A 1,625-nucleotide genomic window follows, 5' to 3' on the forward strand; every position below is an offset into this window, starting at 1 on the left:
TCTTGTTAACTCTAGGTGACATTGTAGTGGTCAACTAATTCCGGACACGGTTTTAAGTTTTTCTTCTGCCACTGTCGGAGCGAACCTGCCATTAAAGGAGTGGGGCCGCTGCTGATTGTAATACCCCATCAGATAACTGCCGATATCCTTCCGGGCAGCCAGCGAGACTGTGGTAACCCATTGACGGTACCCACTCTGTTTTCAAGCTGCGAAACAGCCGCTCCATCGGCGCGTTGACGCTCCTATGTCAAGTGGATCGCATCGAATCGAATCGTTTAGATCAGCAAGGATTAAAGGGTACAGTTCCCGGACAATGTATCGCTTCAAGCATCGGTGAATTTCCTTGTGGGACATGCCTTCTTTAGTCCGTCGCTCAACGTACACCCGCGTTCTCGAATCGCTTCGCATACGTACCATGGCAATGGTCCACAAGGCGTTGTTGGCCGCGCGATCTCCGCCCTTGTTCAAGCGGTGACGGACCGTTTTACCCGATGACGCTTGCAAGGGACTGGTCCCACACAGTGCTGCCATGGCAGCTTCATTTTTCAGGCGTTCGGGATTATCACCCGCAGCGGCCATAAGCACCGCTGCTGTCTGAGGTCCGACACCGAATCGTTCTCGAAGCCGTTTGGCATATTGACTTGTCAATTGTTCCAGCATCCTATCAAGCACCTTGAGTTCCTCCGCCAACGCCAGCCAACGCTTAGCCAGCAGTCGCAAGGTCGTTCTCAGTGTTTGCAACATGGAGGTGCTACCCAATGACCGCAGCCGTGCACAGTTAGCGACGCATTCCGCGGTTTTCGCTTTCAGAAGGCGTTCACGGATTTCCTGTGGAGCACTGACCAACAGCGCGCGCAACTGATTGATCGTCTGCGTCTTAGCCTTTACGGCGCTGCGCCGGGCGACAGAAGCCATCCGCATCGCTTCGGCAGCACCAGACTGCGCTTTGGGGATGGCTGACGCTCGGCCGGCAAGAACAGCCCGGGCAGCATTTTCCGCATCGACAGGATCGGATTTTCCCCGAGATCGGCGTGCAGCGCGATCCGGCCGATTGACTTCCACGACCTCAATCTTCTGGTCACGCAACAGACGTGTCAACCCAGCCCCATACGTGCCAGTTCCCTCTATACCGGCACGACGTAAGCAGCCCAATGACCTGGCCCAGCTCAGTAATTGAAGATATCCTGCCGCGTCGGTAAACACGGCCGCGTCCCGAGGAGTTCTCCTGTTTCGCTGATTACCGCTCTGACATGCGTATCCAGATGCGTGTCGACGCCCAGTATAATTTCGCGTTGTTGCATGCGTGCCTCCGTGGTAATAGTTGGTGCATAGCCAACCCCACTCGCAGGACAGGACACTCACGATGCAGCACAAGGCTCCTATCAGGTCACAAACGCTGGGCCCGGCAATGCTCGGGGAACGCCAAAACCGATCGACAGGTCAATGCAAAGGCAATTTAGCCAATCCCAGCACGGGTCAGATCGGAGCGACGTTCTAAACGTATTGTGGACTGAGTGTCCCAGCAGTTACCTCGGCGGCTCATGCTCCCAATAAAACCATCTGCTTTCAGCAGATTGCAGTATGCTTTGCTGGCATACTGCGACCCACGATCCGAATGTACAATC

The 1,625-nt window shown here is 55.1% G+C and carries 1 protein-coding gene and 2 pseudogenes; all 3 read right to left on the reverse strand.

Annotated features, from left to right (window positions below):
- Positions 1-30 precede the first annotated feature (30 nt).
- Positions 31-235: pseudogene (locus ABO04_RS12210) on the reverse strand (integrase core domain-containing protein); the annotation flags it as partial.
- Positions 202-1,362 carry an IS110 family transposase gene (locus tag ABO04_RS11685; protein WP_345853613.1) on the reverse strand — a complete coding sequence of 387 codons (1,161 nt, stop codon included), beginning with the start codon at positions 1,360-1,362 and terminating at the stop codon, positions 202-204. The pseudogene ABO04_RS12210 and the gene ABO04_RS11685, both read right to left, overlap by 34 nt.
- A gap of 154 nt (positions 1,363-1,516) precedes the next feature.
- A pseudogene (locus tag ABO04_RS12340) lies at positions 1,517-1,625 on the reverse strand (IS3 family transposase); the annotation flags it as partial.

The sequence above is a fragment of the Nitrosomonas sp. HPC101 genome (assembly GCF_009833125.1).
Taxonomy (GTDB): domain Bacteria; phylum Pseudomonadota; class Gammaproteobacteria; order Burkholderiales; family Nitrosomonadaceae; genus Nitrosomonas.